At 67.8% G+C, this 26,138-nt stretch carries 25 protein-coding genes; 13 read left to right on the plus strand and 12 right to left on the minus strand.

The genetic code is table 11. The annotated features are described in order from the left end of the window. Positions 1-7: 7 nt before the first annotated feature. A complete protein-coding gene (locus ACZ5PO_RS26505; protein ID WP_464185053.1) occupies positions 8-610 on the minus strand; it encodes an HD domain-containing protein in 603 nt (200 codons plus the stop codon). A 267-nt stretch (positions 611-877) separates the two neighbouring features. Between ACZ5PO_RS26505 and thrS the strand changes: the two genes are divergently transcribed. Beyond that, positions 878-2,905, plus strand: a complete 2,028-nt coding sequence (thrS, locus tag ACZ5PO_RS26510; RefSeq protein ID WP_464185055.1) for a threonine--tRNA ligase — start codon at positions 878-880, stop codon at positions 2,903-2,905. A 103-nt stretch (positions 2,906-3,008) separates the two neighbouring features. Here thrS and ACZ5PO_RS26515 read toward each other — a convergent pair whose 3' ends face one another. The 4 genes from ACZ5PO_RS26515 to ACZ5PO_RS26530 all read right to left on the minus strand — a co-directional run bounded on the left by ACZ5PO_RS26515 (position 3,009) and on the right by ACZ5PO_RS26530 (position 8,591). Then, positions 3,009-3,974: a polysaccharide deacetylase family protein gene (locus ACZ5PO_RS26515; RefSeq protein ID WP_464185056.1), complete on the minus strand. Its 966-nt coding sequence runs from the start codon at positions 3,972-3,974 to the stop codon at positions 3,009-3,011. A 123-nt stretch (positions 3,975-4,097) separates the two neighbouring features. After that, positions 4,098-5,087 carry a helix-turn-helix domain-containing protein gene (locus ACZ5PO_RS26520; protein WP_464185057.1) on the minus strand — a complete coding sequence of 330 codons (990 nt, stop codon included), beginning with the start codon at positions 5,085-5,087 and terminating at the stop codon, positions 4,098-4,100. Between the two features lie 79 nt (positions 5,088-5,166). After that, positions 5,167-6,030 carry a hypothetical protein gene (locus tag ACZ5PO_RS26525; protein WP_464197053.1) on the minus strand — a complete coding sequence of 288 codons (864 nt, stop codon included), beginning with the start codon at positions 6,028-6,030 and terminating at the stop codon, positions 5,167-5,169. A 134-nt stretch (positions 6,031-6,164) separates the two neighbouring features. Beyond that, complete coding sequence (locus ACZ5PO_RS26530; protein WP_464185060.1) at positions 6,165-8,591, minus strand: YfhO family protein; 2,427 nt, start codon at positions 8,589-8,591, stop codon at positions 6,165-6,167. 500 nt (positions 8,592-9,091) lie between these two features. Between ACZ5PO_RS26530 and ACZ5PO_RS26535 the strand changes: the two genes are divergently transcribed. Together ACZ5PO_RS26535 and ACZ5PO_RS26540 are read left to right on the plus strand one after the other, a co-directional pair. Further along, positions 9,092-9,661, plus strand: coding sequence for a nitroreductase family protein (locus tag ACZ5PO_RS26535; protein WP_464185062.1), 570 nt, complete (start codon positions 9,092-9,094; stop codon positions 9,659-9,661). Between the two features lie 4 nt (positions 9,662-9,665). Then, positions 9,666-10,289, plus strand: coding sequence for a flavin reductase family protein (locus ACZ5PO_RS26540; protein WP_464185064.1), 624 nt, complete (start codon positions 9,666-9,668; stop codon positions 10,287-10,289). 42 nt (positions 10,290-10,331) lie between these two features. Here the strand turns inward: ACZ5PO_RS26540 and ACZ5PO_RS26545 are convergent, their stop codons facing one another. From ACZ5PO_RS26545 to ACZ5PO_RS26555, 3 genes are read right to left on the minus strand one after another with little or no spacing between them, the layout of a single operon-like run. After that, positions 10,332-11,210 (minus strand): HpcH/HpaI aldolase/citrate lyase family protein, encoded by an 879-nt coding sequence (locus ACZ5PO_RS26545; RefSeq protein WP_464185065.1) that lies wholly within the window; start codon positions 11,208-11,210, stop codon positions 10,332-10,334. An 8-nt stretch (positions 11,211-11,218) separates the two neighbouring features. Continuing rightward, entirely contained in the window at positions 11,219-11,713 is a 495-nt protein-coding gene (locus tag ACZ5PO_RS26550; protein WP_464185066.1) for a MaoC family dehydratase, read from the minus strand. A 49-nt stretch (positions 11,714-11,762) separates the two neighbouring features. Beyond that, the gene (locus ACZ5PO_RS26555; RefSeq protein ID WP_464185067.1) at positions 11,763-12,536 is read right to left on the minus strand and encodes an NAD kinase; all 774 of its coding nucleotides are present in this window, start codon (positions 12,534-12,536) and stop codon (positions 11,763-11,765) included. Positions 12,537-12,715: 179 nt separating this feature from the next. On the opposite strand from ACZ5PO_RS26555, the gene cutA reads away from it, so the two are divergent. The 4 genes from cutA (at position 12,716) to ACZ5PO_RS26575 (ending at position 14,310) form a co-directional block, all read left to right on the plus strand. Then, positions 12,716-13,042: a divalent-cation tolerance protein CutA gene (gene cutA, locus ACZ5PO_RS26560; RefSeq protein ID WP_464185068.1), complete on the plus strand. Its 327-nt coding sequence runs from the start codon at positions 12,716-12,718 to the stop codon at positions 13,040-13,042. Between the two features lie 78 nt (positions 13,043-13,120). Continuing rightward, entirely contained in the window at positions 13,121-13,249 is a 129-nt protein-coding gene (locus tag ACZ5PO_RS26565; RefSeq protein ID WP_464185070.1) for a hypothetical protein, read from the plus strand. 262 nt (positions 13,250-13,511) lie between these two features. After that, on the plus strand, positions 13,512-13,796 hold the full coding sequence (locus tag ACZ5PO_RS26570) for a putative quinol monooxygenase (protein WP_464185071.1): 285 nt from the start codon (positions 13,512-13,514) through the stop codon (positions 13,794-13,796). 187 nt (positions 13,797-13,983) lie between these two features. Further along, positions 13,984-14,310 (plus strand): hypothetical protein, encoded by a 327-nt coding sequence (locus tag ACZ5PO_RS26575; RefSeq protein WP_464185072.1) that lies wholly within the window; start codon positions 13,984-13,986, stop codon positions 14,308-14,310. A gap of 63 nt (positions 14,311-14,373) precedes the next feature. Here the strand turns inward: ACZ5PO_RS26575 and ACZ5PO_RS26580 are convergent, their stop codons facing one another. Next, positions 14,374-15,285: a PaaI family thioesterase gene (locus ACZ5PO_RS26580; protein ID WP_464185073.1), complete on the minus strand. Its 912-nt coding sequence runs from the start codon at positions 15,283-15,285 to the stop codon at positions 14,374-14,376. 347 nt (positions 15,286-15,632) lie between these two features. On the opposite strand from ACZ5PO_RS26580, the gene ACZ5PO_RS26585 reads away from it, so the two are divergent. Continuing rightward, complete coding sequence (locus ACZ5PO_RS26585) at positions 15,633-16,520, plus strand: helix-turn-helix transcriptional regulator (protein WP_464185074.1); 888 nt, start codon at positions 15,633-15,635, stop codon at positions 16,518-16,520. A gap of 177 nt (positions 16,521-16,697) precedes the next feature. On the opposite strand, the gene ACZ5PO_RS26590 is transcribed toward ACZ5PO_RS26585, so the two are convergent. After that, entirely contained in the window at positions 16,698-17,591 is an 894-nt protein-coding gene (locus ACZ5PO_RS26590; protein ID WP_464185076.1) for a LysR family transcriptional regulator, read from the minus strand. Positions 17,592-17,704: 113 nt separating this feature from the next. Between ACZ5PO_RS26590 and ACZ5PO_RS26595 the strand changes: the two genes are divergently transcribed. The 5 genes from ACZ5PO_RS26595 (at position 17,705) to ACZ5PO_RS26615 (ending at position 24,030) form a co-directional block, all read left to right on the plus strand. Then, positions 17,705-18,571 (plus strand): oxidoreductase, encoded by an 867-nt coding sequence (locus ACZ5PO_RS26595; RefSeq protein WP_464185077.1) that lies wholly within the window; start codon positions 17,705-17,707, stop codon positions 18,569-18,571. A gap of 216 nt (positions 18,572-18,787) precedes the next feature. After that, the gene (locus ACZ5PO_RS26600; RefSeq protein ID WP_464185078.1) at positions 18,788-21,016 is read left to right on the plus strand and encodes a TonB-dependent siderophore receptor; all 2,229 of its coding nucleotides are present in this window, start codon (positions 18,788-18,790) and stop codon (positions 21,014-21,016) included. 23 nt (positions 21,017-21,039) lie between these two features. After that, on the plus strand, positions 21,040-21,963 hold the full coding sequence (locus ACZ5PO_RS26605; RefSeq protein WP_464185079.1) for an alpha/beta hydrolase: 924 nt from the start codon (positions 21,040-21,042) through the stop codon (positions 21,961-21,963). 11 nt (positions 21,964-21,974) lie between these two features. Beyond that, a complete protein-coding gene (locus tag ACZ5PO_RS26610) occupies positions 21,975-22,886 on the plus strand; it encodes a siderophore-interacting protein (protein ID WP_464185081.1) in 912 nt (303 codons plus the stop codon). Between the two features lies 1 nt (position 22,887). Next, entirely contained in the window at positions 22,888-24,030 is a 1,143-nt protein-coding gene (locus tag ACZ5PO_RS26615) for an ABC transporter substrate-binding protein (protein ID WP_464185083.1), read from the plus strand. A gap of 29 nt (positions 24,031-24,059) precedes the next feature. Here ACZ5PO_RS26615 and ACZ5PO_RS26620 read toward each other — a convergent pair whose 3' ends face one another. Continuing rightward, complete coding sequence (locus ACZ5PO_RS26620; protein ID WP_464185084.1) at positions 24,060-25,553, minus strand: MFS transporter; 1,494 nt, start codon at positions 25,551-25,553, stop codon at positions 24,060-24,062. Positions 25,554-25,703: 150 nt separating this feature from the next. Continuing rightward, complete coding sequence (locus tag ACZ5PO_RS26625; protein ID WP_464185085.1) at positions 25,704-25,922, minus strand: hypothetical protein; 219 nt, start codon at positions 25,920-25,922, stop codon at positions 25,704-25,706. Between the last annotated feature and the right edge of the window lie 216 nt (positions 25,923-26,138).

Genomic DNA, 26,138 nt, shown 5'->3' on the forward strand with positions numbered 1-26,138 from the left:
GGCCCGATCAGCCGCCGGCCTCTTCGAACGCTGCGGCAGCCGCATCGAAGGCCTGATCGAGGACCGGCGAGACACCGCGGCAGCCGCGCGCCACGGCGCGGGCCCAGGCGAGCTGCGCGGCTCGGCGTTCGGGGGGCCAGTCCGCGGGCGGCTCGGTGGCCTGAGCCCGCAGGTTGCTGATCTTATCGGCCAGCTTGACCAGCTTGGCCCGGCGCGTGAGCTGCGGGGCATGGTCGATCTGCGCCTGCTTTTGCTGGTCGTCCGACAGCCGCGGGTCGTCGGTCACCTCCTCCACCAGGCGGGCGACCTCGTCGCCGAAGGCGCCGCGCAGCGCGGCGGCGGTCACGTCCGTCTTCTCGACGACGTCGTGCAGCAGGGCGGCGGACAGCAGGGCGGGGTCGCCGCCGCCTGCCGCCGCGACCAACTGGGCCACTTCGAGCAGGTGGTTGATGTAAGGTCGCGGCGGCCGCCCCTTGCCGACCTGCGCGGCGTGGCAGTCGGCGGCGAACACGGCCGCGTGCAGCACGTGAGCCGCAACGGCCAGCCCGCTCCAGTCGGCGTCGCTGATCGCTGGGCCGCTGCATTGGTGCGGGTCCTCCAGATCGCGCATGACATGCTCCTCATTGGCGCCGCTTTGCCGCGACATCGTCGTCGATCTGACGCGCGGGAGGGCCACCGGTTCCACGCAAGCTCGACACACGGCCGCGTTTCGGACGACCGACGAGCGCAATTGCCATCGGCCGCCTTGTCCGCTAAGCGCAGCCGCTGCGTCCATGGCTTCGTCCGTTCCCGAGGGAGACGACGGCGAGCGGGCGCATGCTATGACAACCCTTACGCTTACCTGCTGCGTTTGCAGGAGTGAGCCGGAGACACGACGATGTTGACCCTGACGTTTCCCGACGGCGCCGCGCGCCAGTTTCCCGAAGGCGTGTCCGGGCTCGAGATTGCCAAAGGCATCTCGCCCTCGCTCGCCAAGCGCACCGTGGCCATGGCGCTCGACGGCGAGATCATCGATCTCGCCGATCCGATCCAGCGCGATGCCCGCATCGAGTTCATCTCGCGCGAGGACCCGCGCGCCCTGACGCTGATCCGCCACGATGCGGCCCACGTGCTGGCGGAGGCGGTGCAGTCGCTGTGGCCGGGCACGCAGGTGACCATCGGCCCGGTGATCGAAAACGGCTTCTACTACGATTTCGCGCGCAACGAGCCGTTCAAGCCGGACGACTTTCCCGCCATCGAGAAGAAGATGCGGGAGATCATCGCCCGCGACGCGTCCTTCGCCAAGGAGGTCTGGAGCCGTGACAAGGCGCAGGACTTCTTCCGCGACAAGGGCGAGATGTACAAGGTCGAGCTGATCGACGCGATCCCGGCCGGCGAGGACGTCAAGATCTACCGGCAGGGCGAGTGGCTCGACCTCTGCCGCGGCCCGCACATGACCTCGACCGGCAAGGTCGGCCAGGCCTTCCGCCTGCTCAAGGTGGCGGGTGCCTATTGGCGCGGCGACAGCAACAACCCGATGCTGACGCGCATCTACGGCACCGCCTTCGCCAGCCAGGACGACCTCGACGCCTATCTGAAGCAGCTCGAGGAGGCGGAGCGGCGCGACCACCGCCGGCTCGGCCGCGAGATGGACCTGTTCCACTTCCAGGAGGAGGGGCCCGGCGTCGTCTTCTGGCATGCCAAGGGCTGGACGCTGTTCCGTGAGCTCACCTCGTACATGCGCCGCAGGCTCGCCGGCGACTACGAGGAGGTGAACGCGCCGCAGATCCTCGACAAGTCCCTGTGGGAGACCTCCGGGCACTGGGATTGGTACCGGGAGAACATGTTCGTCACCCAGACGGAGGACGAGCGGGTCTTCGCGATCAAGCCGATGAACTGCCCGGGCCACGTGCAGATCTTCAAGCACGGCCTCAAGTCGTACCGCGATCTGCCTCTGCGGTTGGCGGAATTCGGTTCCGTGTCGCGCTACGAGCCGTCGGGCGCGCTGCACGGGCTGATGCGGGTGCGCGCCTTCACCCAGGACGACGCCCATGTGTTCTGCACCGAGGAACAACTGGCGGACGAGTGCCTGAAGATCAATGACCTGATCCTCTCCACCTACGCCGATTTCGGCTTCGACCGTATCGTGGTGAAGCTCTCGACCCGGCCGGACAAGCGCGTCGGCAGCGACGAGCTGTGGGACCACGCGGAGGAGGTGATGGGGCGCGTGCTCGGTGAGATCGAGGCGCAGTCGCAGGGGCGGATCAAGACGTCGGTCAACCCGGGCGAGGGGGCGTTCTACGGGCCCAAGTTCGAGTACGTGCTGCGCGACGCCATCGGCCGCGACTGGCAGTGCGGCACCACCCAGGTCGACTTCAACCTGCCGGAGCGCTTCGGCGCCTTCTACATCGATGCGAGCGGGCAGAAGAAGACGCCGGTCATGGTGCACCGGGCCATCTGTGGCTCCATGGAGCGCTTCACCGGCATTCTGACCGAGCATTTCGCCGGCCACTTCCCGCTCTGGCTCGCGCCGCTCCAGATCGTCGTCGCCACCATCACCCAGGATGGCGACGACTATGCCCGCGCTGTCGCCAAGGCGGCGACGCGGGCCGGCCTGCGGGTCGAGCTCGACCTGCGCAACGAGAAGATCACCTACAAGGTGCGCGAGCACTCGCTCGCCAAGGTGCCGGTGCTCCTGGTGGTGGGCAAGAAGGAGGCGGCGGAGGGCACCGTGTCGATCCGTCGGCTGGGCTCGAACGAGCAGCGCTCGGTGACGCTGCGCGAGGCCATCGCCCAGCTCAGGGCCGAGGCCGAGGCGCCCGACTTGAAGCGTGCCCGGGGCGAGGCTGATGACGACGACCGGGGGCTCGACACCAGCCACGTGGAGCTCGACGGCCACCACGTGGTGGCGGGCACGGCGGGGTGATGGCCGGTACGCGCCGGGGCGACGACGCCCGCCGCTCATAACTCTTTGAATCTGGAGCTAAAGCGCTCTGCGATTGCGTGATTCCACCCAATCGCAGAGCGCTCTAGCTCCAGTCCCATGAATAGGTGCCGCCGGCGCGCCGGCAGAGCGTCTTCATGACATTCTCGTACACCGGAATGCTCTCCCATCCCTGAATGGGGGCGGCATTGAGCACGGCCTCGAAGGTCGCGGGCGGCGTCTCGTGGAACTCCACGCCCTGCGCCAGGGCATAGCGCTGGAGATGGTTCCTGAACTTGGGCGACACCCGTGGCATCGCGTTGTGAATCGGGTCCCGCATGGCCGCTTCCAGCGAGACATGGCGAACGCCCATCCGGGCGAACGTCGTCAGAATCGTGTCGAGCGTATCGGCAACGATGGCCGTCGCGTGGATGAGCCAGATGTAAGGGATATCCCGTCCGAACATCGCCCGGGCAGCCGCTGAATGGCCTCGCAGCTGGTCGACGGCGGCCCTGACGAAGCTCTGCTGAAGCATCTTCAACGCGTCGGCATCGCGGCTCTCGACCGCTCGATAGTAGGGCACAATCCACGCGAAATCCCCAAACCAGGCGGTGATCGGGGCGTTGACGTAGCCGTTCTCACTTAGGAAGTCCTCGACCTCGCCTCGCTTGGCCTCGGATTCGCCCGACATGTCCATGGCATATCGGAAGTAGCGCCTGGGAGCTCGCGCGATCAGATCGCCGATGTAGTCTTCCGCTCGCCTGATGTCGTCACAATAGCCTTTGGCCGAAAGCCAATTCAGGCAGGCGTGGCAATGGGTGTGGTTGGCAATGTGATGGCCGCTCTCCACCCAGTCCTCCAGGATCGCATGGAGCCCCGGATCATCGGCCAGCCGGGATGTGTGCGGAAACCCGTATATTCCTCGCAGGTTGTGCTTCTCGAACGTATCGAGGATGCTCCGGACGATCTTCTCCTGCGAGTAGCCGGAGGGAATCGGCGTGCCCTCCCAAATGAGCAGGTCATCGACCGTGACCGCGAGGTCAACGGGACCGGCCGGCGATATCATGTCCATTTCCTGCTCCTCCCATGAGCACCGATGCGAGGCGCGGTGCTTGATTTTGGGTGAGCGTAGGCAGCGATATCAGGCGCGTCTCCTCCGGAAGCGCACAATCCCTCCTTCCAAAACGCAGTCAGTTCACGCTTCGGAAGCACTCGATCCTTGCCGATACCTCCGGCGGAATTCACTCGGGGTGCAGTCGAACATCTTTCGGAAGGCAACACCGAAGTGGTTGGAGCTGGAGAAGCCGCAGGCGAGCGCCACCTCGGTGATCGTCGCACGTTTGTGCGTGTCGCTCAGTAGATCGGCCGCCCGCTTCAGGCGCTCGCGGCAAATGAAGGCGCGCGCCGTCGTTCCGGCCGAGGCGAACAGGACCTGGACGTAGCGGATGGAGACGCCGTTGGCTCCGGCGATCAGGGGAAGGTCGAGGTCCTCATTGGCGAGCTCGGCTCTGATAAACCGCATGATCCGGCGCAGGGTCGCGGCCGCCACGGGCGACGCCGTCGATCGGATATCGCCTCTGTCCCGCACGATCAGAGCGAACAGCTCGGCGAGGTGTCGTCGCGCGAGTGAAAACGAGAGGCCGTCCATGCCCATGGGCTCGCGCGCGAGCTCGGCTGCGTAAGCCAAGGCAGGCCCCATCAGCGGGTGTTCGGCGAAGACCTGGCCACAGGCGTCCTGGAACTCTGGAAAATCGCGATCCAGTTCTTCGCGCGAGAAGCCCAACGTGACGCAGGCCAGATGGCCGCCGTGCTCGAAGATGATGGGCCTCGACATGTCGATTAGCATGAACTGGCCGACACGCAGGATGGAGCTTCTCTGGCTGTGAGCTATGCAAACGTCGCCCGACAACGGCAGCACGATTTCGTAGTGGCGGAATTCATCCGATCGAATGTGCGCCTGTGATCGTACCATCGACGCGGGCTCCGCCTCGAAGCGTACGATCCGCTGCTTGTCGAACCCGATCGTGGATAGCCGGCCGTCATAGTTGCGCGGCAGCGAGCGGTGAAATGACAGGTTCCCGTGCAGGCCGACGACCCATTGCTCCCATTGGGACAGCCGGCGCAAAGGATCGATGGCCTTGGTGGAGAGATGGTCTCGATCCAGCGTGCAACTCATCGTCGCCATGGCGGGCACCTCGGAGCAAGCCTGATGGCCGGCCTGAGGGCAGTTGGATCCGACCTTTGGAACTGCCCTTGGCCGCAGCCTATTTGGCGATCACGTCGATGTCCCGGTCGAGGCCCGACTGCACCTTGAACTCGCGCGTGTAGACCTGGCCCTCGTGGCGGGCGATGACGACATAGTCGCCCTCGGCCAGCACGAACGAGGGAAAGGCGCCGATCGCTTCGCGGATCACGTCGCCGCCGGGCGTCAGCACGCTGAAGGCGGTGCCGGCGAAGGCCTCGCCCCCCTCCTTGCGCACGAGCTTCAGCGTCACCGTGGCGGCCCGGTGGTTGAGCGTCGCCTCGGTGATCTTGCCGGTCTCGACCTTGAGATCGGCGCGCATGATGGCGTTCGAATCCCCGTAGGTGGAGACGACGTGGTAGGTCCCCTCGGGCAGGCGCACGATCTCGCCCGGCCGGGCGTTGCCGACCACGAGACGGCCCTCTGGATTTTGGCCGACCGGCACGTAGACGGAGAACACCAGCTTGGCCGGCGGGATCGCCATCTCGTTGATGGCGCCCGAAATTTTCAACGCGCCGGCGCTGATGGTCAGCCGCTCGGTCGCGTCGTTGCCGATCGTCACGTGCCGCATGGCGCTGGCATAGCCATAGGCGGCGTGCACGACGTAGGCGCCCTGCTTGAGGGAGAACGTCGGGTCCGGGTCGTCGGAGCGGGCCACCGGCGCGGCGGCATCGCCATCGGGGTCTGCGGCCTGGGAGAACACGCGCCAGGTCACGCCGGAGCGCAGCGGCCGCGAATCACCCGCCAGCACCGCGCTCAGATGCAGCTTGCCGGTCGGCTGCGGCGCGGGGAGCACAGGCGGCGCGACGAGCGCGGCCGGGGCCGGCTGCCTGGCGTCGGCCGGATTGGTGACGGCCGCGGGCACGTCGGGCGCTGGCGCCGGCAGCGTCAGCGATGGCTGCGCCCGGGTGGCCGGCGCGTCGGCGGCGGGCGGGGTCTGGGCTTCAGCCGCCGTGGCCACGGCTAGGCCGACGACAACGAGCGTCGCTCGCAAGGTATCGATCGCAGTCAAACCGGCTCTCAGCGTGTCAGCGTCATGCCCGGCTGGACGGGCGCCTCGCTGGGTCCATCGGGCTCATCGCTGTCGCGATTCACCAGCTCGCTTGCTGCTGCGACCAAATTGTGGACTGACAATGGCTTGAACTCGAACCGCACCCGATGACGCCCCGGCGGGATCTCGACGCCGCGGAACAGCAGGTTGGTGCGGAAGATCCGCTTCTCCTCGCCGTCGACCATCGCCTCCCAGCCCGGATAGTAGATGTCGTGCAGCACCAGCAGGGCATTGCGGTCGGTCTCGACGTCGATGACGATGGCGTTGCGCCGGTAGCCGCGGATGATCACGCTGCCGCTCGCCGCCGCAGGCGCCGTCGTCTGATCCTTGAGGCCGTAGTCGCCGGCCAGCAGCTCGGCCTCGCCCTCCTCGACGAGAGCCGAGTTGGTGTGGTCGAAGTCCGGCAGCTCCTCGCCGTCGAGCACGCTCTCGCTGTCGACGGGGACCAGGCGCGTGGCGAGATAGGCCCGCGGCATGGTCGGCGGCATCTTGTAGATCCACATGCTCCCCGCGCCGTAGAGCAGCGTCGCGTTGGGCAGCCGCGGGAAGCGGTTGGACATCTTCTCGATCGGCTTGTTCAGCACGAGATATTCGAGCCCGAGCAGCGAGGCGAGACGGCAGCGATAGCCGCGGAAGGTGACGGGGAACTGGCGGAGGTTGGGATCCTCCGAGTTCTCGCCCGGGCCGACGGCGCGCTCGTAGTCGGAGATGCGCAGCGGGTTGTAGCCCAGCGTGTCCTCCAGGCCGAAGACCATGGAGGCGTTCTGCCACGGGCCGCTGAGGCCGAGGATTTCCACCCGCGGCCGCTCGCCGCGGGCGTGACGCATGTCGAGCTCGGTCTTGAGCACCTTGAGCCCGGCGACCTGCTCCGGCGGCAGGTTCTCGAACACGGCGTAGCGCTGCTGCGGCTCCGCATTGAGCGCGGAGGCCGCGTTGCGGGCGATGAGCTCGCCGCCCGTGACGGCGATGAGGCCGCAGGCGAGCGCGGCGCGCAGCCCGGGGCGCTCGCCGCGCGCGGCGACAAACAAGGCGAGCACGGCCGCGGCGGCGGCGATGGCGAGGCCGAGGCCGGCGTCGGCCAGCGCGTCGGCGAGATGCTGCGCCTTGATGGCGTAGTCGATGCCACTGGCGAGCGCTGCCACCACCAGGACGATGGCGGCTAGCGCCAGCGCCGCCGGGAGGACGTGCTGGCGCGTCTCGATGCGCGGCAGCCCCTCGGTCACGAAGCGGTGGACCAGATAGCCGCTGGCCAGCGCCAGCCCGACGTTGAGCAGGAAGGTGGCGTCGGCGGGCCGGCGGTAGAGGTCGAGGCCCGGGACCAGGTCGAACGCCAGCGTGTAGATCGGCGTGTAGCTGCCGACGGCGTAGATCAGCATGCCGGCCACGACGATCAGGAAGAAGCGGAATTCGCGCGCGAACAGCCGGCCGCCGGCGATGCCGTGCCAGAGCAGCAGCAGCGCCGGCAGAGTGCCCACGAACAGATAGTTCACGGCCCGATCGACGGCGCCGTTGGCCATGCCCCAATAGTCGTATGTCGTGCGCAGCGATCCGAAGATGTTGGGGAACAGCACCGTGGCGAGGCTGCTCGGCGGCAGCGAGCCCAGGGCGGCGATATCGAGATCGAACGACGGCCGGTTGGAATCGGACAGGAACTGGACGGTGAGCAAGGCCGGCACGGCGATCAGCGCGCCGCCCGTCGCGCCCATGAAGCCGAGCAGCAGCGCTCGCTCGCGCAGATAGGACAGCGCCCGCCCCGAGCTCAGCGCCTCGTAGACCACAGCGCCGACGAGCGTGAGGCAGCAGAGGAAGGCGACCTGGTCGCGGCCGATGGCCATGACCACCGCGACCAGCGCGAAGGCGAAGCCGAAGAGATAGGAGCGCCGCGCCAGCGCTTCCTCCAGCAGCAACAAGGCGAGCGGGAAGAAGCCGTAGCTGACGATCATCCCGGTATGCTGCAGGCGAGAGGAGGCGGAGCCGCCGAGCACGAAGACCATCGCCGCGACGACCGCGCCCGACCAGTGCCAGCCGCGGCGGCGGAACAGGCCGACGATGCCGAACGCCCCCGGCAGAAGGTGAGCGAACACGACGACGTCGAAGAGCTGCAGGCTGGGCGAGGCGTCGAGCCAGCCGAACAGCAGCATGGTCGGGGTGAACAGGAGCGATTGCGGATCGGCGACGGCCGGGTGGCCGCTGAAGTGATAGGGATTCCAGAGTGGCCATTCGCCATTGGCGAGGGAGCCGCCCAGATAGCGGAGCATCGGGTAGAACTGGTTCTTCGAATCCCAGGGCACCACCGAGCCCGAGAGCGGCCAGACCGACGCAGCCAACGCCCAGAACACCAGCACACAGACGAGGGCAGCCACGGTCTGCTGTGCCGTCCACCGCCGTGGCGTCATGGTCTCGGTGCCGCTTTCAAAAAGGCTGGATATCGCGACTGCCCGCCCGGACGGGTGAGCTTCGCGCCGAAGATAACGCATCACGCCTCTGGCCCCCTGCCGAGGTTGCCCCCGGTGTCCTCGTCCCGCCTCGGCCGATCTTGATCGCGGCCGTTTCGATGGACGATAGCCCCCGGCCGCCCTGCTGTGCAATTCGGCAAAACGGCTAAGCGGAAGCTTGAATTTTTAGCATTTGTGCTGAGGGCAAATGAACCGAATGTGAATGGCATGGCCGTCGGTGGGTCGCGGGCATCGCCCGTGCGGCGAGAGGCTTAACCTGCGCCTGGGGCGCTTCGCGATTCGGCGGACTCACCCCATCGCGAAAGAAGCGCTCCAGATTCAAAGGCTTGGGGTTTTTCTCCGCAATCGGATGAGGTTCGTCCAATTGCGAAATGCCCTGGGCATGGATTATGTGCGGAGGAGCCGCGCGGCCCCTGTTGGCCGGCGCCGGAGGCCAATTCGTGACCGATACCCTCGATCTTCTCAAGCTGCGCCGATCGGTCCCACCCCAGGGCCTCGCCGGACCGGGGCCCTCGGCCGCCGAGATCGAAACCCTGCTGCGCATCGCCAGCCGGGTGCCCGATCACGGCAAGCTGGCGCCCTGGCGCTTCATCCTGTTCGAGGGCGACGAGCGGCTGCGCATTGGTGATGCCATCGCAGCCGCGTTCCGGGCCGACGCGCCTGGGGCGGACGAGGGGCGCATCGCCTTGGAGCGGCAGCGGCTGGCCCGCGCGCCGCTGGTCGTCGGCGTGGTGTCGCGCGCCCGGCTGCACGCCAAGATCCCGATCTGGGAGCAGCAGCTCTCCGCCGGCGCGGTGTGCATGACGCTCGTCGTCGCGGCCCAGGCCATGGGCTTTGCCAGCTCGTGGCTGACCGAGTGGATCGCCTACGACCGCCGCATCCTCGACGCCATCGGGCTGGCGCCGGACGAGCGGATGGCCGGCTTCGTGCATATTGGCCGCGCCACGGCTGTCCCGCCCGACCGCGACCGTCCGGAGCTCGCCGCCATCGTCTCCCACTACCGGGGTTGATCTCGTGTTCTATGAAGCCGCCGCCCGTCCGCCGAGCATCCGCCACGATCCGCTGAAGGCCCTGATCGTGCCGCGGCCGATCGGCTGGATCAGCGCCGTGAGCGCCAGGGGCGAGATCAATCTGGCGCCCTACAGCTTCTTCAATGCCGTCGCCACCGATCCCGGCATCGTCGCCTTTTCCAGCAACGGCTACAAGGACAGCGTCGCCTTCATCGACGAGACGCACGAGTTCGTCTGCAACATCGCCACCTTCGACCTGCGCCATGCGATGAGCGAGACCTCGGCGCCGCTGCCGCGGGGCGAGAGCGAGTTCGAGGTCGCCGGGCTGGGCATGGAGCCGTCGCGGATGGTCAGGCCGCCGCGGGTCAAGGGCATCGCGGCGGCGCTGGAATGCCGCTGGCTCAGGACGGTCGAGCTCGACGATCTGGCTGGCGGCCCGACCGACTGGTGGCTGGTGCTCGGCCAGGTCGTCGGCGTCTATATCGACGACCGCTTCATCACCGACGGCATCGTCGACACCGCGGCGATGCAGCCGATCGCCCGACTCGGCTACCGCGACTATTCGGTCGTCGACGAGGTATTCTCCATCGTCCGGCCGCCGGGCGGCGGCGATTCCGGGCCGCGATAGGCGGCGCGCGGTTTCGCCGTCGCGATCGGCGGCGGCGTCCCCCTAAGGCTCGCGCCGCCCCACCCGCGCCAGGACCCGTTCGGCGCGGACCAGGTGCGGGCGGTCGATCATATCGCCCCCGATGGCGACGACGCCGAGCGTCGGGTCGGCGGCAAAGGCGTCGACGATGGCCTGCGCATGGGCGATGGCGTCGGGCGAGGGGGTGAAGCGCTCGTGGATCACGGGAATCTGGGCCGGGTGCACGGCCAGCTTGCCGACAAATCCATCGCGCACCGACTCGCGGCATTCACGATCGAGGGCGTCCAGGTCTTTCAGGTTGGTGAACACGCTGTCGACGGCATCGACGCCGGCGGCCGCGGCGGCGAACAGCAGCAGCGAGCGCACCAGGCGAAAAGGCTCGGAGAACTGGCCGTCGTCACGCTTGTTGGTCTGCGCGCCGATGTCGGCGGACAGATCCTCGGCGCCCCAGGAGAGGCCGAGCAGCCGCCGGCTCGAGCCGGCGTAGGTGCCGAGCGCGAAGATGCTGGCGCCGGTCTCGGTGGCGACCGGCAGGATGCGGGTGGCGCCGTCGGCGAGATCGTTCTCGGCCTCGTGCACCGCGAGCTTGGCGCCGAGATGGGAGATATCGGCGCCGCCGCCCGACTTGGGCAGGACGATGCCATACGGCCCCTCGGCCATGACCGCCGCGAGGTCGAGGTCGGTCAGGCCGGTGTCGAGCGCGTTGACGCGGACGAAGAGGCGCGGCCCGCCCGCGGCGCCGCGCGCCTCCTTCAGCACGTCGCGCGTCACCACGCGGGCCTTGTCCTTCTCGCCGGCGGCGACCGAATCCTCCAGATCGAGGATCAGCGCGTCGGCGCCGGACTCCATCGCCTTGGCCATTTTCCGGGGGCTGTCGCCCGGCACGAACAGATAGGAGCGCATGGGGCGTCTCAGGCGGTCGGGCGCTTGAGCATGAAGGCCTGGCGCCGGCACTCGGCCACCAGCGTGCCGTCCTGCTTGTAGGCGCGGTGGATGAAGTCGACGATGCCGGCGGTGGGGCGCGAGCGCGACTCGCGGGTCGCCGCGATCTCGCTGGTCACCCGGATGGTGTCGCCCTCGAACAGCGGCGCCGGGAACTTCACGTCCGACATGCCCAGATTGCCGATGGTGGTGCCGACCGTGGTGTCGTTGACCGAGATGCCGATCATCAGCCCGAGCGTGAACAGCGAGTTCATGATCGGCTGCCCCCAGTCCGTCTCGGTGGCGCAGAAGTGCGCATCGATGTGTAGCGGCTGGGGGTTGAGCGTCATGTTGGAGAACAGCATGTTGTCCATCTGGGTGACGGTGCGGGTCAGGCGATGCTGGAACACCTGGCCGACGGTGAAATCCTCGAAATAGAGCCCGCCGCGCGGATGCGGTGCGTGGGCTTTGGCCGTCTCTGCCATGGGCGTCGTCTCCTCGCTCAGTGATATTGCCAGGGCTGCTGTCGCGGCGTCAGTAGCCGAATTGCTCGCGCAGAATGCGCTCGTCGAGGCTGTGGCCCGGGTCGTGCAGCAGCACCAGATCGGTGCTGTGGTCCATCTGCACGTCGACCCGGGCGACGGCGCGGACCTCGGCGGCGTCGGCGACGGCCGACACCGGCCGCTTGTCCGCCTCCAGCACGTCGATGCCGATCCGCGCGTAGTCCGGCAGCAGTGCGCCGCGCCAGCGCCGCGGCCGGAACGGCGCCATCGGCGTGAGCGCCAGCAGCGGCGCATTGAGCGGCAGGATCGGCCCGTTGGCCGAGAGGTTGTAGGCGGTGGAGCCGGCCGGGGTGGCGACGAGCACGCCGTCGGCGGTCAGTTCCTCCAGCCGCACCTTGCCGTCCACGGTGATCCTGAGCTTGGCGGCCTGGTAGGATTGGCGCAGCAGCGCCACTTCGTTGATGGCCCGTGCCTGGTGCGCCCCGCCGTCGCCGTCACGGGCGGTCATCAGCAGCGGATGGATGATGCTGCGCTGGGCGGCATCGAGCCGCTCGATCAAATTGTCTTCGCAATAGTCGTTCATCAGGAAGCCGACGGTGCCCCGATGCATGCCGTAGATCGGCTTCCGCGAATCCATGAAGCGATGCAGCGTCTGCAGCATCAGGCCGTCGCCGCCGAGCGCGACGACGACGCTCGCCTCGACCGGGTCGATGCCGCCGTAGCGGGCCTCAAGCCGCTCCAGCGAAGCGCGCGCCTCGGGCGTGTCGCTGGAAACGAAGCCGATGGTCGGATACCGCTGGTGCATGGCCTGCCTTGGCGCCCGGTGGGCTCCGTCTGGAGCACGTCTTGCCGTCGGATGCGATCGTCCGATTGCAGGATATGCTCCCAACTCTTTGATTCCGGAGCGCTTCTCGTGCGATTGGATGAATCCGCCCAATCGCACGAGAAGCGCTCGAGCCCCGTCGGGTCGCGATGGAGACATAAATGGACAAGCCGCTTCTCGTCTACACGACCTTTCCCGATGAGCGGCTGGCGGCGGACGTGGCGCGCGACCTGGTGAGCCGCCGGCTGGCCGCCTGCGTCCACATCATTCCGGGCATGCAATCGGTCTACGCCTGGCAGGGCGAGATCGAGGAGGGCCGCGAGGCGGTGGTCGTCCTCAAGACGCGGGCGGCCCGGCGCGACGCGCTCGTGGCGGCGCTCAAGGCGGTGCACCCCTACGAAACGCCGGCGATCATGGTCCTGGAGGCGACCGCCGACGATGCGACGGCTGCCTGGATCGCCCAAGAGACGGCTGATCGCGACGGCTGATCGCGACGGCTGAGCGAGAGAGCTGATAGAGACGGCTGACCGCGCCGCGCCCACGCTGCGGAACCTGGGCGCGGCGGCGTGGTTCTCCACACACATGTAGTTGTGTGGAGGAAGGACTCGCTCATGTTCCGCTACGGTCTGCTGTGGCTCCTCGGCGTGCCGATTCCGATCCTGATCCTGATCTGGGCGCTCGGCGGTCTTCACTGAGGAATGGCTGCCTGCCCACGCCGCATAAAATTTTTCGGCGCATTGGAACCATGGGCCGCCTCGGCCGTTGAGCAAATGTCGAGGCACCAAAGCCCCCCCAGCCCCGCCTCGACATTCTGCTCGCGTATGAGCTGGCCCTTCTTCGGTCTAGGCCGAGGGAGGGCCTTTCGTTTGGCGCATCACCGCGCTGCTCGCGGCCCCGTCGCTTTCGCTCCAGCCTTGCGCTATGGCTCACGGTCTCGGCAAGATGGAGGAAACGCGCATGGTATCGATTGTCGCCACGATCAAGGTGAAGCCAGGCCAGGAGGCGGGCTTCGAGAAGGTGGCCAAGGAGCTGCAGGACAAGGTCGCCGCCAATGAGCCGGGCTGCGAATATTACCGCCTGCACCGCTCGCCCGAACCCGCGACTTACGTGTTCATCGAGCGCTACAAGGACCAGGCGGCGATCGACGAGCATCGCAAGACCGACCATTTCCGGGCGCTCGGCAAGGAGATGGGGCAATTCATGGATGGACCGCCTCAGGTGCTCATCCTCCAGGAAGCCTGAGTCCTCGAGCTTCGTCCCGATCGGGTCGGCTCATCGGCCCGAACAATCCCATTCCAGGTTGTTGGATCTGGTGCGCTGCCGGCGATCGGGTGGGTCCACCCGGTCGCGTCATACCGTTTCCGCCGCAAATTCGGCGGGAATGCGAGCAAGATTTCGTCGGGCGACTCCAAGGGTCGAGGAGGCCGGCGTGAAATCTCTGATTTTAGGCGTGATGGCGCTCTGCCTGGGCGCGGCGGGCGCGCTGGCGGCACCCGTGGGCGTTCCTTCGTTCAATCTGCGGGAGACCTGCCGCACGGCCGCCGACTCGGGCAACACGGCGAATGGCGTGCCCAGCGGGTGCATGAACGACGAGCGCGCCGCCAAGGCCAGCATCACCAAGCAATGGGGCAGCTTCAGCCCGGCCGATCGCGAGACGTGTCGGCGGACGGCCGGCAGCAGCGATGCGCCCAACAGCTACGTGGAACTGCTGGTCTGCCTGACCATGGCGCGCGACGCCCGCAAAGTGTCGCCCTGATGCCGGGTGAGTCGCGGCCGTAGCATCCCCACTGCATTGCGGGTGATCCCACGCGGTCCGGGTTCAATCGGGCTTGAGCAGAAAATGGCCGTAGGCGCTGGCGATCGGCTTTTGCGGGTCGTCCTGCCAGGCTTCCACGGCGATGGCGGCGACGCGCCGGCCCTCCTTGGTGATCGTGGTGCGGGCGAAGGTATCGACGGGCCGGCCCGAGCGCAGGTAGTTGACGGTGATGCCGATCGGCTTGGGGGAGCGGCCTCCGCCCATCTCGGCCGCGACCTGCAGCATGGCGGCCGTCTCGAGGAAGGCACCGATGGCGCCGCCGTGCAGGGCCGGCAGCACGGGATTGCCGATCAGGTGAGGCCCGAAGCGCAGGATCGAGGTGACGGTCGGGCCGTCCTGCTCGACCTCGACGCCCAGAAACCGCGCATAGGGCATGAGATCGAGGGTGTCGCCCGATGGCGCGGTGCGCGGCGACGGAGCGGGGAGCGTCGCTGGAGCGTCTCGACCCATGACCGTGCGGTTGGCGGACAGCATGAAGGTGGCCACCGCGTTGGCGATGAGGTCGTCCTCGCCGTTCTGGTAGGCGATGGCCCGGACGAAGGCGATGTTCTTGGTCATCTTGTAGCAGTGGGCGTGGGCGTGGACCGCGACCCCGCTTGTTGCCGGCTTCATATAGTCGATGCGCAGGTCCAGCGTGGCGATCGCCGCCTGCACCGGCTGCGTCACCTGCACGGCGGCGCCGGCGGTATGATCCAGCAGCGCGGTGATGACGCCGCCGTGCATGACACCGGTGCGATTGTCGCCGACGAACATGGGCTGATAGGGCAGGGTGAGCCAGGCGTGGCCGCGCGCGGCTTTTTCAAGGGCGAGGCCGATCGCCCTGGCATGGGGCGTGCCCTCGGCGATGTGGCGCTGCAACCGCTCGATCCGCTCCGGTGTCAGGGCCTCGGGGATGGCGGTCTCGGACGTTGTCATCGCGTGCTCGGTCCTTCAGCAACTCCCGCCCAGGGGCGTGATCGCACCGCGCCGGTCAGCGGTTCGGCAGCCGGACGCCCACGCGGGCGCACGGACCATGCCAGGATGGCGAGGCCGCTCCAGCGTGCCCGACGTACTGGCTTATTTCCGCGGGAGCGGCAACCGGCGTCCGGCGCTGCGGTCGCGCCGGACGGCCTATCGGTGCGACGAGCAGTCGTCGCCGACCTCCCCGCCGGAACGGCGCCGAGTACAGTGTTCACATCGTCGAATATAGATATGGAATTTGAATCGTTCCAATAAAATATCAAAGGGCTTTCATTCAGCTGCGCTCAGCACTACCAAAGTTCATGCTCGCCGCTCAGCCGGAAGAATTACCTCCCCATCGTTCGCGCGAGGTGTCGGTCCACCTCGACGGCCGGCTTGTCGTTGCCGCGGGCGAGATCGCGTGTCGTCCGCGGCGTCATGTCGAGACGCCGTTGGGCGAAGGCCTCAAGATCGTCGTCAAGCTGTCCGGGGGCACCACGCTGCGCATCGACGACCGCCCGCCGGTTTCGGTGCAGGCGCCCGCAGTGGTCATGATTCTGAGCCGCGGCGAGCACCGCCGCTACCAGGAGTTCGACGACGCCGTGCCCGACCGCTATGCCATCGTGCACGTCGACCCGGAGGTGGTGCGCGCCGAGATCGGCGTGGATCTGTCGGACTGGATCGGCGACCTGGGCCACGGCGCCGGCGGAAGCGCCATGGTCTTCACCGGCGCCCTCGACGCCGCGACCCGTTCGGCCGCGACCCAGATTGCCTCGTCGGTGGCGCAACGGCCAACCCACCGCCTATATCGCCTGGGCAAGGCCCTGGAGCTCGTCGCGCTCGCGCTGGAGCAGTTTGCGCCCGAGCTTCAGCGGCAGCGGCTGGCGACGCGGTTGCGCGCGTCGGAGCTGGAGCAGGTGCAGGCGGCCCGCGACATCCTGTTCGGGGCCCTGCGGGAGCCGCCGGGCGTGGAAGAACTGGCCAGACGGGTGGGGCTCAACGTGCGCAAGCTGAACAGCGGTTTCCGCCGCGCCTTCGGGGGCACGGTGCAGGCCGTGCTGCAGGAGCAGCGGCTGCAGATGGCCTACAAGATCATTGCCAGCGGCGAGCTCACCGTGGCCGAGGCCGCCTATGAGGTAGGCTACACGCCGGCGTACCTGTCGACCGCATTCCGCAAGCGCTTCGGCGTCCAGCCCAGCGGCCTGCGCTGACGGCCGCCCGTCGAAGGCGGAGGCCAACGGCGCGGATCAAGGGTCATCCGTTCGAGGTCTAGAGCGGGATGATTTTTCTTCGAATCATCCCGCTCTATGGCGTTCTCTCGGCATGATCTATTCGCTGACGCGGACCTTCGGTTCCAAAAACCGGTGTCCACTTCTTGAGATCGTGCTTTAGACCCTCGCCGTCCTGGCAAAATCGACAAAGGCCCTCAGGGTTGCGGGCAACTGACGCCGGCTCGGATAGTAGAGATAGAACCCGGGATAGGAGGGGCACCAGTCCTCGAGGATCCGCACCAGCCGCCCTTGGGCGAGGAGCTCCTCGACCTGCGCTTCGAAGGCAAAGGCAATCCCCGCGCCATCGAGCGCCGCCTGGATCGCCAGATCCTGCTCTCCGAGCGTGAGCGGCCCATCGACCTCGACCGACAGCTCGACGCCGTCGCGCTCGAACTCCCAGGCGTAGTACCGACCGCTTTCGAAGCGGAAGCGGATGCAGGGCAGGCCCTTGAGCTCCGCGGGCATCGTGGGTTTCGGATAGCGTCGGAGAAAATCGGGCGAGGCGACGTAGGCGGAACGCTGAGGCGGGCCGAGCGGCACGGCGATCATGTCGTGGGCGATGACCTCGCCGAAGCGGACACCGGCATCGAAGCCCTCCGATACCATGTCGACGAAGGCGTTGTTGACGACGATGTCGACGGTTACGGCGGGGTAGGCTGCGAGGAACCGCGTCACCGTCGGCAGAAGAACGATCTGCGTCGATGCCCTTGCGGCGTTGATGCGCAACGTGCCGGCCGGCGTATCCCGGAAGGTGTTGAGGTCGTCCAGCGCGTCGGCGATATCGCGAAAGGCCGGTGCAATGCGGGCCCGGAGCCGTTCGCCGGCTTCGGTGAGGGCGACGCTACGCGTCGTCCGGTTGAGGAGCCGCACGCCCAGATGCTCTTCCAGGGCGCGAAGGGCATGGCTGAGGGCGGACGACGTGACGCCCATCTCATCCGCCGCCTTCCGAAAACTCCGGTGTCGGGCGATGGCGAGAAAGGTGGCGAGATCGTTGGGCTCAATGCGCACCATTGCTGAATTTTACTCAATACCTCGCGAATGATCCAGCCTGTTATCTCAGCAATCGAGCCGCGCTACATCTTGGACGACGGCGGAAGCCGCCGGAATGCAACAAAGGATTTCCCATGAAAACCTGGTTCATCACGGGCGTGAGCTCCGGCTTCGGCCGGGCCATCGCCGACGCGGCACTGGCTGCCGGTGATCGCGTCGTCGGCACGCTGCGCAACGACGACCAGCGGAAGGCGTTCGCGGCGCTGGCCCCGGGCCGGTCGTTCGGCGTGATCCTCGACGTGACCGACGACGCGAAGATCCGACCGACGGTCGATCGCATCGAACGCGAGGTCGGCCCGATCGACATCCTGGTCAACAATGCCGGCTACGGGCACGAGGGGACGCTCGAGGAATCGAGCCTCGAGGATCTGCGCCGCCAGTTCGACGTGAACGTCTTCGGCGCCGTCGGCGTGACCAAGGCCGTCCTGCCGCACATGCGCGCGCGCCGCTCCGGGCACATCGTCAACATCACGTCGATGGGGGGCCTGATCACCCTGCCGGGCCTGAGCTTCTACCACGGCTCCAAGTTCGCGCTCGAAGGCCTCTCGGAAGCGCTCGGCAAGGAGGTGAAGGATTTCGGCATCCACGTCACGGCGGTCGAGCCCGGCTCGTTCCGTACCGATTGGGCCGGCCGATCCATGGCACGCGCGCCGCGGGGAATCGAGGACTACGACGCGCTGATGAACCCCATCCGGGAGCGGCGGCTGCGGATGAGCGGCAACCAGCTCGGCAATCCGGCGAAGCTCGGCGACGCGGTGGTGAAGCTCGTGAACAGCGCCAATCCGCCAGCGCACCTCCTGCTCGGGTCGGACGCGAGCAAGCTCGTCGACCAGAAGCTCGCGAGCCTCCGCGCCGAATACGACGCCTGGAAGGACGTCACGCTCTCGACCGACTTTGCCGAGGATGACGTATCGGGCGCGCCCGCCGGTTCCTGGGCCTGAATCATTCGACGGCGGGGGCAAGCGTTCCCCACCGTCACCAGCAAGGCGTCCGATTTTTCTAGAGATTCTAAAGTTCATCGAAAGAATGAGTACGTGAAACGAAAGTCACGTTCGTTGATCCGTTTATTTCGCTCCGCTACGACCGCTCTGTTAGCTTCTTGATCGTGTTTGGCGCGCGCCGCGCGACAATCGATCTTGCGAATAGTTGGATGGTCGATGAGCGCGACTGGGGTGACGGTGAATTTGCGCTACAAGGTGGCGCTGCCGATTGGAGCAGTTCTAGCATTGTTGTCCGGAGGTGCCCTGGCGCAGGGCGTCAGCCTGCCGACCATCGACGTGCAGGGTGGCAGCGCCGGCGCGGGGGCTGGAGACGGGCGGCCGGCCGAGACGGCGACCGGCCCGGTCAACGGCTACGTCGCCAGCCGTAGCGCCACCGGCACCAAGACCGACAGCGCCCTGATCGAGACGCCGCAGTCCATCAGCGTCGTTCCCAGCCAGCAGATCGAGGACCAGGCGGCGCAGAGCGTCAGCCAGGCCCTGCGCTATACCCCCGGCGTCGTCTCGGAGGCTCGGCCTGGCCGCTACGACAGCGTCTTCGTCCGCGGCTTCGGCGGCGGCGGGACGGCCGCCAACTACATCAATTACCTGGACGGGCTGAAGCTGCAGCGGGCCATCAACTACGGCATCCCGACGGTCGAGCCTTACGGTCTTTCGCGCATCGAGGTGCTGCGCGGCCCGGCGTCGGTCCTCTACGGACAAGGCAATCCGGCCGGCATCATCAACATGATCAGCAAGAAGCCGCCGCCCGACCCGTTCGGCGAGGTGCTGTTCCGCGTCGGCAGCTACGGCGAGAAGGAGGCGGCCTTCGACATCGGCGGCCCCGTCAATCCCGAGAAGACGCTCCTGTACCGGGTGACCGGCCTGACGCGGGCCGGCGACACGCAGGTGCAGTACACGCGCGACGAGCGCATTTATATCGCGCCTGCCTTCACCTGGAAGCCGGACGGTGCCACGACGTTCACGGTGCTGGCCAAATACCAGAACGACCCGGAGACGGGCTTCTACGGCTTCATCCCTGCCGTCGGCTCGATTCTTCCCAACAAGAACGGCAAGATCTCGACCAAGTTCTTCCCGGGCGATCCGATCTTCGAGGGCTTCAGCCGCAAGGAAGCGATGATCGGCTACGAGTTCGAGCATCACTTCAACGACGTGTTCACGGTGCGCCAGAACGTCCGCTTCATGGACTTGGACACCTATTTCAAGACCATCGCCGCCGCAGCGCTGACTATGCCGGGGCAATCGATCATCACCCGGCGGGCCACCTATTCGCGCGAGCACCTGGCCGCCCTCAGCACCGATACCCAGGTCGAAGCGCGCTTCAACACGGGAGAGCTGCGCCACAAGGTGCTGCTGGGCCTGGACTACCAGTACGGCGATTCCAGCGCCGGCATCGGCTTTGGCGGCACCGTCAAGCCGATCAGCCTGCTGGCGCCGCTCTACTACCAGTCCTTCACGCCGGCTGCGGCCGCCTACACCGATCAGGAGGCGAGCCAGCTCGGCATCTATCTGCAAGACCAGATCAAGTGGGACCGGTTCGTCCTCTTGGCGGGCATCCGCTCCGACTGGGCAAAATCGGACATCGTCACCCGCGCCACCGGCGCCAGCACGAAGATCAACGACCGGGCCGTCACCGGCCGCGCGGCGCTGCTCTACCTCTTCGACAACGGTGTGGCGCCCTACCTCAGCTATTCGACGTCGTTCGACCCCGTCACCACGCTCGGGTTCGGCGGCACCCCGTTCGAGCCCACCACCGGCGAGCAGTACGAGGCGGGGGTGAAGTACCAGCCGCCGGGCATGAACGCCTTCGTCCAGATGTCGGTGTACCAGCTGACCCAGCAGAACGTGCTGACGGCCGACCCGGTCAACACCGGATTCTCCGTGCAGACCGGCGAGGTGCGCTCGCGCGGCATCGAGATCGAGGGCCGCGCCACGCTTACGGAAGGCTTGGACCTGATCGCCGGCTATTCCTACATCGACGCGCGGGTCGAAAAGAGCAATGTCGCCGCCGAGATCGGCCAGCCGCCGGTGGGCACGCCGCGCCAGACGGCCTCGGTGTGGGCGCAATACGCGTTCCAGGGCGGTCCGCTGCTGGGCCTCTCCGTCGGCGGCGGGGTGCGCTACGTCGGGGTCAGCAACGGTGACGCGACGGGCTTCTTCACCGTCCCCACCATCGGCAGGATTCCGGCCGCCATCCCCGCCTACGGCCTGGTCGATGCGGTGGTGAGCTACGACTTCGCCGCGGCCAATCCCACCCTCAAGGGCCTGAAGCTGCAGGTGAACGCCCAGAACCTGCTCGACAATCAATACGTCGCGGCCTGCACCTCGCTGAGCTGCACATTCGGCTTGCGCCGCACCGTGCTCGCCACCCTGTCCTACAGATGGTGAGCGGCACGAGGACGTCGCGCCGGGTGGTGGCCGCCGGTCTCACCGTGGCGATGTGGAGCGGCATGGCGATGGCGATGGAACGGCCGGCGACGATCCCCGGATCCGACGTGCGCGAGATCGAGGCTCGTTCGGGTCTGAGCTACCGGATCTTCGTCGGCCGGCCACAGGGCGCGGCGCCGCCGAAGGGCTACCCGGTGCTCTATGTGCTCGACGGCAATGCCGTCTTCGGCACCGCCGTCGAGACGATGCGGCTGCAATCGTGGCGCTCCGAGGTGTCCGGCGTCGAGCCCATGCTGATCGTGGCGATCGGCTATCCGGGCGATGCGGCCTTGGCGCTCGACCGGCGGGCCCTCGACTACACGCCGCGGCCCGCCGGGGCGCCCGCGGACGCACGCTTCGGGGGCGCCGACGCCTTCCTCGCGTTCATCGAGACCGAGCTCAAGCCGCAGATCGAACGGGACTATCCCGTCGATCGGTCGCGGCAGGCGCTGTTCGGCCATTCCTACGGTGGGCTGTTCGTGCTCCACACGCTGTTCAGCCGGCCCGGCGCTTTTCAGGCCTACGTGGCTGCGAGCCCGTCGATCTGGTGGCACGAGCGCACGGTGCTTGCCGGCGAGGCGCGGTTCCTCAAACGCCCCGCGGAGATCGGGCCGAGACCGCGCTTGCTGGTCACGGTCGGCGCCGACGAGCAGCCGCAGCTTCCGGCAGCGGCCCCGGCCAGTCCGCACCTGTCACGGATCGCCGCGGCCCGGATGGTCGAGGAGGCGGGGGCTCTGGCGCAGCGCCTGTCGGCATCCGGCGCCCTGCCGGTGACCTTCGTGAGCTTCGCCGGCGAGAACCATGTGTCGGTGATTCCGGCGGCCCTGAGCCGGGCCCTGCGCTTTGCCAGCTGCTGTGCCGAGGCGACGGCTGCGGCGGGAGCCCGCGACGTCCATCAACCGCAATGATCGGCATCCCCATGACAGATCCGTCCGCCCAGCCCTGGAGCCTGCGCTTCCGCGGCCACCGCGTGCTTCAGGTGGTCGGTGCCCGCAACGTCACACCGCTCATGCGCCGCGTGACCCTCGGCGGTCCGGAGATCGCCGGCATGGCGGACGGCTCGATCATCAAACTGATCATACCACCGGCCGGCGTCAGGGACGACTGCTGGCCGATGCGCGGACCCCGGGGCGAAGCGGTCTGGCCGCCCGATGCGCGCCGCCCGGTGGTCCGAACCTACACCGTGCGGCGGCTCGACCGCGCGCGCGGCGAGCTCGACGTGGATTTCGTGCGGCACGGCGCGCACGGCATTGCCGCGTCGTGGGCCGAGCGCGCCCAAGCCGGCGATCCGATCGGCATCGGTGGGCCCGGGGGCCTCGGCCTTGGTGCCGCGGACTGGTATCTCTTCGCCGGCGATCATACGGCGCTGCCGGCGATCACACGGTCGCTGGAGGAGCTGCCGGCCGACGCCCGCGGGCATGCCTTCATCGAGGTGCCGGACCGGGCCGAAGAACAGGCGCTGCAGGCGCTGCCCGGCCTGCCCATCACGTGGCTGCACCGGAACGGCGCCGCTCCCGGCGAGAGCCGAGCGCTCATCGACGCGGTCCGTTCGGCTCCCTGGCCGGCGCGCGGTGCGCCATTCGTCTGGGTGGGGGCGGAGTCCCGAGCGGCCCGGGCCATCAAGGCCTACGTCCGCGACGAGCGCGGCCTCGACAGGCGCCGCTTTCTGATCATCGGCTATTGGAAGCGCGGCATGAGCGAAGGCGAGTACAGCGACGCGCACGATCATGACCGCGGCGAGGATTACCATGCCGTGGCGCACGAACGGCAAGACGGCGACCATGACCACGATCACGCCCCGACGGCCGGGCGGTCGTCAAGGACCGTGTGAGATGGCTGCGGCCCGACAACCGTCTCGCTGGAACCGGTGGGCGAGAGCGGTCGCCGCCGCCCTGTGCCTGACGCTGATGGTGGCGCCCGCGTCCGCCGCCGAGACGGTGACGCTGACCGACGTCGCCGGTCGAACGGTGACCATTCCGCGAGCGCCCAAACGCATCCTGCTGGCGCAAGGGCGCCATTTCCCGGCACTGACGCTGCTCCATCCGGATGCGGCGAGCCTGATCGTCGGCTTCGGCGGCGACTTCAAGAGGGATACAGCGACCTTCGCGCTCTACCTGAAGCGCTATCCGAAGCTCGCGGAGGTGCCGGTCATCGGCCAGGGCTCGCCCGCGACTTTCTCCATCGAGAGCGCGCTGGCGACCGCGCCCGATCTGGTCATCGCCAGCGCCTATCTGGGCGGCGAATCCGCCGCGTCGGCCGACCAGGTCCGCCAATTCGAGGCGGCGGGCATTCCGGTGGTGGTGGTCGATTTCTTCGCCCATCCCCTGCGCGACACCGCTCCGAGCCTGCGCATCCTGGGGCAGGTGCTCGGCCGCGAAGCCCAGGCGGAGGCGCTCATCGCCTTCTGGGAGCAGCGGCGCCGCCGCATCGACGAGCGCGTCGCCCACCTCTCGCGCCGGCCCTCAGTCTTCATGCACGTCCATGCCGGCGGCAGCGACTGCTGCTTCTCGCCGGGCCGCGGCACCTTCGACGAATTCATCACCGCCGCCGGCGGTGACAATATCGGTGCCGACGTGCTGCCGGGGACGACCGGCCAGCTCAACGCCGAATATATCCTGTCGCGCCAGCCGGACGTCTATATCGCGACCGGCGGCGCGCATCTGGCCGCCCGCGGGGGCTTCGTCCTCGGGCCCGGCGTCGCGCCGGCGACGGCCGCCGTATCGCTGCGGGCGACCATCGCCAGACCGCTGGTCGCGAGCCTCGGCGCCGTCGCGCGCGGCCGCGCCTTCGGGCTGTGGCACGCCTTCAACGATACGCCGATCAACATCATCGCCGTCGAGGCAATCGCCAAATGGCTGCATCCGGAGTCCTTCGCCGACGTCGATCCGGCCGCGTCGCTGGCGGAGATCAACGAGCGCTTCGCGCAGGTGCCCTTCGACGGCACGTTCTGGGTATCGGCGCCGGTGCAGCCCTGAGCGCCGACTTGGTCGGAGCGTCTGGCGCCCTAACCCCGCGCGGGTCCGGCTTTGTTGGTCGCGGCGGCATTGTTGGTCGCAGCGATGCGGGCGGCCAGCGCCGCACCCACCACCAGTACCGCGAGGATGGGAAGGCTGCCGCGAACCGCGGCGAGCAGGCTGTCGCTGTTCGCCGAGATCCAGTCCCGATCGGCTCCGGCCGCGGTGTGCAGGCGCCACGCCAGCGTCGTCGCGCCGGCGGCGACGCCCAGGCTGGTTCCGAGCACGCGCATCAGGTTGAGCAGCGAGCCGGCGGCGCCGGACAGCTCGGCCGGCACCGCGGCGATGGTGGCATCGTTATTGGGTGCGATGAACATGCCGAGCCCGACACCGGCCAGTATGAAGGCCACCGTGTCGAAAAGCCGGTGGTTCGGCGATTGCCCGACCGTGAGCACCAGAAGCGCGACGCAGCACAGGCACAGCAGCATTCCCGCCATACCGACCCGCCGGCTGCCGAGCCGCTTCTTGATTTCGCTGCTGAACGGCGCGGTGAGGCCGATCGCGATCGGAACGATGGCGAGACGGAATCCGGCGTGCGCCGGGCTTTCGCCATAGCCGTGCTCCAGCGCAAAGGACATCAGGAAGAAGATCCCGTAAAGCAGCGCGTAGGCGAGGGCGACCGCCAGCGCTCCACAGCAAAACGCCATGCTTCGGAACAGGCGCGGATCGATGAGCGGCGACGGAGAAGCCCGCTCGTGGCGTATGAGCAGCCAGAACAGCACCGACGCTGCCGCGAGGCTGCCGAGCGTGAGCGGCGAGCCTAGTCCCCATGCCGACGCATGGTTCAGCATGGCGATGATCAGCACCAGCGCCGGCCCGATCAGCAGTGAGCCGCCCCAGTCGAACGGCTTCTTCTGGTCGACGTCGGTCGTGCGCGGCAAGGCCAGCCACCCGACCACCACGGCCGCGGCGCCGAAGGGAACGGTGACCCAGAAAATCCAGCGCCAACCCAGCGTCTCCAGGATGAGGCCGCCGAGCGCCGGTCCCGCGCTCATGCCGATGGCCTGTGCCGCGGCGAAATAGCCGAGCGCGCGTCCCCGCGACTCGGCCGGGATCGTCTTCACCAGGATCGATATGCTGTTGGCGCCGAGCAGCGCGCCGCCGACCCCCTGGAGGAGGCGGAAGGCCAGCAACTGCTCGAAGCTGGTCGCGAGGCCGCACAGCGCGCTGGCGACGATGAACAGCGCGTAGCCAGCGATGTAGAGGCTCTTGCGGCCGACGATCTCGCAGAGCCGCCCGAAGATGGGCAGGAACGAGGCGAACGCCAGCAGGTAGGACAACGCGACCCAGCTGACCTGCTGAAGCGACGTCTCGAAGGTTCGGCCGAGCGTCGGCAGCGCGAGTTGGACGATCGTGGCGTCGAGTTGGCCGACGAAGGCCCCGACGCAGACGAGGCCGACCACGAGCCATGAATGCCAGGAGCGGCGCTCGAGCCAGGCGAGCGGGGCCGGTTCGGCGAGCAGCCGGCTCAATGTGGTCGACATGCGGTTACCGTACGAAGCCGATTCACCTCGGCGTAGGTTCGTACGTCAACCACCATAACAATGTCTTAGCGAAGTGCTCCAGGCGTTGCGTCATGCCGGCCTGATCATGGCCCGCCGGCGCTCGTTCCGGTCGGCGCCGTGTGGAGGCTGTCAGGTGGTGTCCGGGCCTGCCGCGCTTTCGTCGACCAGCGTGGCAATGAGCCGGACCAGCTCTTGCCGCGCCGGCCCCTCGTGCCGGCTCAGGAACTCGCCGAGCTCCAGGCGGGCTTGCGACCCCTGTCGGGTCCGGTGCTCGACGCGGACGTCGCCCGAGCGCTCCTTCACCAGGAGCCAGGCCTCGCCGTCGGAGCCGCGATGGAGCAAGCGCATGGTTCAGCCCTCCCGAAAGCGAGCTGTTGCGGAATAACCGGGTGGCGCGTCGAATGTTCCGATGCGGCCAGTCGTGCTGAAGCTTGGCTCGAATAGTCCATTTTCACTTCGCCACGCGATCTCGATCGTCGGAACGACTCATTTTGACCGACAAAGATCGTGAGCTAGACACGGACGATAGTTCTCCTAACCTGTGGGGCGAGAGCGGCAGCGGCG

The organism is Chelatococcus sp. KU-N122 (genome assembly GCF_055391085.1).

Coding starts and splice junctions, on each gene's coding strand:
- ACZ5PO_RS26505 (WP_464185053.1), bottom strand. CDS start 610: ATGCGCGATCTGGAGGACCCGCACCAATGCAGCGGCCCAGCGATCAGC.
- ACZ5PO_RS26520 (WP_464185057.1), bottom strand. CDS start 5,087: ATGGCGACGATGAGTTGCACGCTGGATCGAGACCATCTCTCCACCAAG.
- ACZ5PO_RS26515 (WP_464185056.1), bottom strand. CDS start 3,974: ATGGACATGATATCGCCGGCCGGTCCCGTTGACCTCGCGGTCACGGTC.
- thrS (WP_464185055.1), top strand. CDS start 878: ATGTTGACCCTGACGTTTCCCGACGGCGCCGCGCGCCAGTTTCCCGAA.
- ACZ5PO_RS26570 (WP_464185071.1), top strand. CDS start 13,512: ATGGTATCGATTGTCGCCACGATCAAGGTGAAGCCAGGCCAGGAGGCG.
- ACZ5PO_RS26585 (WP_464185074.1), top strand. CDS start 15,633: ATGCTCGCCGCTCAGCCGGAAGAATTACCTCCCCATCGTTCGCGCGAG.
- ACZ5PO_RS26545 (WP_464185065.1), bottom strand. CDS start 11,210: ATGCGCTCCTATCTGTTCGTGCCGGGCGACAGCCCCCGGAAAATGGCC.
- ACZ5PO_RS26590 (WP_464185076.1), bottom strand. CDS start 17,591: ATGGTGCGCATTGAGCCCAACGATCTCGCCACCTTTCTCGCCATCGCC.
- ACZ5PO_RS26595 (WP_464185077.1), top strand. CDS start 17,705: ATGAAAACCTGGTTCATCACGGGCGTGAGCTCCGGCTTCGGCCGGGCC.
- ACZ5PO_RS26610 (WP_464185081.1), top strand. CDS start 21,975: ATGACAGATCCGTCCGCCCAGCCCTGGAGCCTGCGCTTCCGCGGCCAC.
- ACZ5PO_RS26620 (WP_464185084.1), bottom strand. CDS start 25,553: ATGTCGACCACATTGAGCCGGCTGCTCGCCGAACCGGCCCCGCTCGCC.
- ACZ5PO_RS26580 (WP_464185073.1), bottom strand. CDS start 15,285: ATGACAACGTCCGAGACCGCCATCCCCGAGGCCCTGACACCGGAGCGG.
- cutA (WP_464185068.1), top strand. CDS start 12,716: ATGGACAAGCCGCTTCTCGTCTACACGACCTTTCCCGATGAGCGGCTG.
- ACZ5PO_RS26600 (WP_464185078.1), top strand. CDS start 18,788: ATGAGCGCGACTGGGGTGACGGTGAATTTGCGCTACAAGGTGGCGCTG.
- ACZ5PO_RS26530 (WP_464185060.1), bottom strand. CDS start 8,591: ATGACGCCACGGCGGTGGACGGCACAGCAGACCGTGGCTGCCCTCGTC.
- ACZ5PO_RS26625 (WP_464185085.1), bottom strand. CDS start 25,922: ATGCGCTTGCTCCATCGCGGCTCCGACGGCGAGGCCTGGCTCCTGGTG.
- ACZ5PO_RS26550 (WP_464185066.1), bottom strand. CDS start 11,713: ATGGCAGAGACGGCCAAAGCCCACGCACCGCATCCGCGCGGCGGGCTC.
- ACZ5PO_RS26555 (WP_464185067.1), bottom strand. CDS start 12,536: ATGCACCAGCGGTATCCGACCATCGGCTTCGTTTCCAGCGACACGCCC.
- ACZ5PO_RS26615 (WP_464185083.1), top strand. CDS start 22,888: ATGGCTGCGGCCCGACAACCGTCTCGCTGGAACCGGTGGGCGAGAGCG.